This is a genomic window from Halorhodospira neutriphila (assembly GCF_016584055.1).
GTDB classification, from domain to species: domain Bacteria; phylum Pseudomonadota; class Gammaproteobacteria; order Nitrococcales; family Halorhodospiraceae; genus Halorhodospira; species Halorhodospira neutriphila.
On record NZ_NRSH01000146.1, the window covers coordinates 1 to 5,071 of the forward strand.

Genomic DNA, 5,071 nt, shown 5'->3' on the forward strand with positions numbered 1-5,071 from the left:
CGGCCACGGCGCCCGGCGGCGCGCCCGGACCCGCCCGGCGGCGTCGACGATCGCCGCCCGGCAGCCGGAGGTGCCGATATCGAGCCCGGCGGCGGCGCCGGGGTTGCCGTGGGGGGTGGCCATGGGCCGGATCTTGGCATCCCTCGCCGGCGGCGCGCCACTAGAGCAAGCCGGGCCGATGCCTTAACCTGAAGGGACAGCTACGGTGAATCATTCCCTCCCCAAGGACGCTGGAGCAGAGGCCCCTATGACCGAGACCGCAAAGCCGTGGACCCAACCGATGCCCGAGGCGCAGTTCGCGCGCATGCGCGAGATCCTGGCCGCGCCGAGCCCCGTCGGCCTCGAGGGGGCGATGACCTACGGCGTGCTCAAGCCGTACCTCGAGTCCTTCGCCCCGCAGGGCTGGCATATCCACCAGTTCCTCGGCCACGCGGGGATCGTCCTCGATACCCACCCCGGGCAGGACGAGATGTTCACGGCGATGGTGGTCGGCCACGCCGACAAGATCCGGCTGCAGGTGCGCAGCATCGGCGAGGACGGCAAGGTCTGGGTGGACAGCGACTCCTTCCTGCCCGGCACGCTCATCGGCCACGAGGTCGTCCTCTTCAGCGAGGACCCGGAGAGCCCGGGGCAGTACCGGCGCCTCGAGGGCGGCACGGTGGAGGCCCTGGGCGCCATCCACTTCGCCGAGGAGGCCGTGCGCCGCGGGGACAAGGGCGTCAAGAAGGAGCAGCTCTACCTGGAGCTGCAGATCCACGGCGAGGAGAAGAAGAAGCAGGTGGAGGCCCTCGGGATCCGGCCGGGCGACCCCATCCTGCTCGATCGCCCCATCCGCCGCGGCTTCAGCCCGGATACCTTCTACGGCGCCTACCTCGACAACGGGCTGGGGTGCTTCGTCACCGCCGAGGCGGCGCGGCTGGTCGCCGAGGCGGGCGGGCCGCGCAACATCCGGCTGCTCTTCGCCATGGCCAGCTACGAGGAGATCGGCCGCTTCGGCAGCCGCGTCTTCGCCGGCGAGCTCGAGCCCGACGCCCTGATCGCCGTGGACGTCAACCAGGACTACGCCGCCGCGCCGGGGGTCAGCGACAAGCGCTTCCAGCCGCTGGCCATGGGCGAGGGCTTCACCTTCAGCTGCGGCGCCATCGCCAGCGAGCAGCTCAACGCCGTCATCCAGCGCGTCGCCGGCGAGCAGGGGATCCCCTTCCAGCGCGACGTGGCCGGGCGCGATACCGGCACCGACGGCATGGCCGGCGTCCTGGCCAGCGTCGACTGCGCCGCCGCCTCCATCGGCATGCCCATCCGCAACATGCACACCATCTCGGAGGCCGGCCACACCGGCGACGTCCTCGCCGCGACCCACGCCGTCGCCGCCACCCTCCAGGATCTCGACGGCCGCGACGACGGCACCGGCCGGCTGCGCGAGGCGCTGCGCGACGGCCACCCGCGCCTGGACCAGGCCGAGGGCCTGAGCCACCAGTGCAGCCGGTAGGGCGCGACGCCCCCGGCTGATGCCCGCCGCCGGCGGGGGGCCGCCCGTGGCGGCTGCCGGCGAGCCGGGCGGCGCGTAGCCCCGGCGGGCGGTCTGCGCACCGAGGGGGCTGCGCGCGGTGCGCTCCGGGCAAGGCTGCCCCCTGACAGGCTGATGGATGGTATGCTGTCGGGTTTATAGCCCGGGTGCAGGCTGCCGCCTGGATGGACGAGACCACACCGATACCGCGGCACCGGCGGGGGGGCCGCCTCAGGGACGCGGTGGCGGCGTTCCGGCCGCTGCGCCTGCTCCTGTTCGCCGCGCTCTTCCTGGCCCTGAGCGGGGCGGGGACGTGGGCGATCTACGCCGAGTTCGCCGGCCGTGAGCTCGCCCTCGACGCCCGGCTCCTCGACGGCCGCCTGCTGGCGGCCGTCGCGGCGCTGCTGCTGGTCTACTTCGCCGCCGACGGGCTGCGGCTGTACTTCACGATGCGCGCCCTCGGCTGCCCCGTGCCCCTGCGCCAGGGGGTGCGGCTGGTCTTCATCAACCTGCTCTTCTCCAATATCACGCCCATGGCCACGGGCGGCGGCTTCGCCCAGATCTGGTTCCTGCGCCGCCAGGGGGTGCCGATCGGCACGGCGACGGCGGCGACGACGGTGCGCACGCTGCTCGCCGTGGCCTTCATCTTCGCGGCCACCCCCGCCGTGCTCTACGGCATGGAGATCTTCGACGGCGAGCTGGTGGACCGCCAGCTGCTGCCGTACCTGTCCGCCTTCGCCGCGCTCTACCTCGGCTTCTTCGCCGTGGCCGTGCTGCGCACCCGGTGGCTGCTGGTGCCCGTCGAGGCGCTGCTCGCCGGCCTGCGGCGGGCCCGCCTGCTCGGGGAGCCCCGCCGGCGGCGCTGGCGGCTCCGCGTGCGCCGGGAGCTGGTGCGCTTCCGCGACGGCTTCCGGAGCTACCTCGCCGGGCCGCCGCGGGATATCCTGCTCTCGGTGCTCTTCACCGCCGTCTTCCTGCTGAGCCTGTTCTCCTTCCCGGCGCTGCTGCTCTGGGGGCTCGGCTACGCCGTCGACTACGGGACCGTCCTCGCGCTGCTGGTGGTGACCACCTTCGTGATGTACTGCTCGCCGACGCCGGGCGCCTCGGGGATCGCCGAGGGGGTCTTCGGCCACTTCTTCGCGGGGATGGTCAGCGCCGAGCACCTGGTGCTGGTCACGCTGGCGTGGCGCTTTTTGACCATCTTCCTGGGGATGGGCGTCGGCGTCTTCGTCACGCTGGCGGAGCTCTCCTCCGGCCGGGAGGGCGAACGTGGGTAAGGACCGGCTGCTCCGGCTGCTCCTCTACGCCAATGTGCTCATCGTCGCCGTGCTCGTCGGCTACAAGCTGTACCTGAACTTCCTCGAGGAGGACCTGGAGGTCGCCCACGCCGAGCAGGTCGAGCAGATCCGCTCGCGGATCGCCGGCGAGCCGTCGTACAGCTTCGCCGTCGTCGGCAATATCAACAACTCGGTAGGGGTCTTCGAGCGCAAGATCGTGCCCATGCTCAACGAGGCCGATGTCGACTTCGTCGTCTCGGCGGGCAACGCGGTGAGCAGCGGCGGGGAGGGGAAGTACCGGGCGCTCTACGGGGCCCTGCGCCGCCTGGAGGTCCCGTACCTGCTGACCTTCGGCGAGCACGAGGCGGAGAACCTCGGCAGCTTCCGCTTCTACGACCACTTCGGGCCCCACTTCTTCTCCTTCCGGGCCGGCGGCAGCCACTTCCTCTTCCTCGACGGCACGGGGCACTCCTCCTCCGCCTGGCAGCGGCTGTGGCTGGCCGAGGAGCTCGCGAGCTCGCCGGCCGAGCGCGCCTTCGCCTTCATCGGCCGCCCCCTGCTGCGGGTCGAGCAGGAGACCCTCTTCGACTGGGCGGACCACTACCTCCCGCAGGGCCCCTTCCGCGAGCGCCTGCTGGCGCTGTTCCGCCGCCACGGGGTCGACGCGGTCTTCTCGGCGAACCTGCCGGTCTACTCCCGCCAAGAGCGGGGGGGCACGGCCTACGTGACCACCGGCGGCGCGGGGGGGCTGGTGCTCAACAACGAGACCAGCTACTACCACTACGTGCGGGTCAGGGTCTCGCCGGCGGGGGTGGCCATCGAGCCCGTACCGCTCGACATCGGCCAGCACCCGGTCCTCAAGACGGTGGAGAGCCTGTGGCTCTTCGTCCACTCGCTGGTCTACGTCGGCTACCCGAACTTTATCCTCCTGGTCAGCGCCCTGTGCATCGTGGCCATCTGGCTCTACGCGCTGGTCTTCAAGGAGCGCGACTACTACCCGGACTTCGACGTCGACCCCACGCCCTACCGCGGCCGCCCCCTGCGCGTGGCGATGTTCACCAACAACTACCTGCCGTTCATCGGCGGGGTCCCGCTGTCCATCGACCGGCTCCGGCGCGGCCTGCGGGGGCTCGGGCACACCGTGCGGATCTTCGCCCCGCGCTACGGGGCCGGCACGGAGCACGAGGAGCAAGTCGTCCGGGCTCCCTCCCTGCTCGCCTTCGGCGAGCAGCGCGAGTTCCGCGTCGCCAACCTCCTCGCCGGCCGCCTGTGGCGGGAGCTGCGCCGCTTCCGCCCGGACGTCGTCCACGTCCACCACCCCTTCTGGCTCGGCTCCCTGGGCCTGCTGCTCGGCCGGCGCTGGCGGGTGCCGGTGGTCTACACCTACCACACGCGCCTCGAGCACTACGCCCACTACGTGGCGCTGCCGGGGCCGCTGTTCCGCAACCTGATCTCCCACGCCCTGGTCAAGCGCTTCGCCAACAAGTGCGACGCCGTGATCGTGCCGACCCAGTCCGCCGAGGAGTACCTGCGCCTCGTCGGGGTGCGCAGCGACATCTTCGTCCAGCCCACGGGCATCGACTACCAGCGCTTCCAGGGCGTCGACGCCGCGGCGGTGGCGCGCCTGCGCCGGCGGCTGGGCATCGGCGAGGGGGAGCGGGTGCTGGTCAGCGTCTCGCGGCTGACCAAGGAGAAGAACCTCGACTTCATGCTCGAGGGGGTCGCTGCCCTGCACCAGCAGGCGCAGGCGCCGTTCCGGGTGCTGATCGTCGGCGAGGGGCAGGACCGCGCCCGGCTGCAGGGGCGGATCGAGGAGCTGGGGCTGGCGGGGACGGTCCAGCTGCCCGGCGCGGTGGCGCCGGAGGAGATCCCGGTCTACTACGCCCTGGGCGACGCCTTCCTCTTCGCCTCGAAGTCGGAGACGCAGGGGATGGTGATCCTCGAGGCCATGGCCGCCGGGCTGCCGGTGGTGGCCGTGCGCTCGAGCGGGATCGACGACGTGGTGCGCGACGGGGTGACCGGCTTCAAGACGCCGGAGAACCGGCGCGCCTGGGCGCAGCGGGCGGCCCGGCTGCTCGCCGATGAGCCGATGCGCGAGGAGATGGCGCGCGCGGCGCTCGCCTTCGCGCAGCAGTACGATATCGAGCCCGTGGCCCGCGACGTCGCGGATATCTACGCCTACGTGATGGCGGCGCGGGAGCAGCTCGCTAGGGCGTGATCCCCTGGCGGGTGGCGCCCCGGCGGTGGGGCGTGGCGGGCCGGATCCGGCCCGGGCGAGCGGGAGGGC

At 72.3% G+C, this 5,071-nt stretch carries 3 protein-coding genes; all 3 read left to right on the forward strand.

Annotated elements, in window-relative coordinates; genetic code table 11:
* The first annotated feature begins 247 nt into the window (after positions 1–247).
* The 3 genes from CKO13_RS10530 to CKO13_RS13030 all read left to right on the forward strand — a co-directional run bounded on the left by CKO13_RS10530 (position 248) and on the right by CKO13_RS13030 (position 5,002).
* A complete protein-coding gene (locus CKO13_RS10530) occupies positions 248–1,489 on the forward strand; it encodes a M28 family peptidase (RefSeq protein ID WP_200260627.1) in 1,242 nt (413 codons plus the stop codon).
* A gap of 260 nt (positions 1,490–1,749) precedes the next feature.
* Complete coding sequence (locus tag CKO13_RS10535) at positions 1,750–2,784, forward strand: flippase-like domain-containing protein (protein WP_207132191.1); 1,035 nt, start codon at positions 1,750–1,752, stop codon at positions 2,782–2,784.
* A complete protein-coding gene (locus CKO13_RS13030) occupies positions 2,777–5,002 on the forward strand; it encodes a glycosyltransferase (protein WP_200260633.1) in 2,226 nt (741 codons plus the stop codon). The genes CKO13_RS10535 and CKO13_RS13030 overlap by 8 nt, the downstream gene beginning before the upstream one ends.
* Positions 5,003–5,071 lie beyond the last annotated feature (69 nt).

What these genes read in the sequence shown, in the direction of transcription:
- CKO13_RS10530 (WP_200260627.1), top strand. Translation starts at nt 248, where the DNA reads ATGACCGAGACCGCAAAGCCGTGGACCCAACCGATGCCCGAGGCGCAG.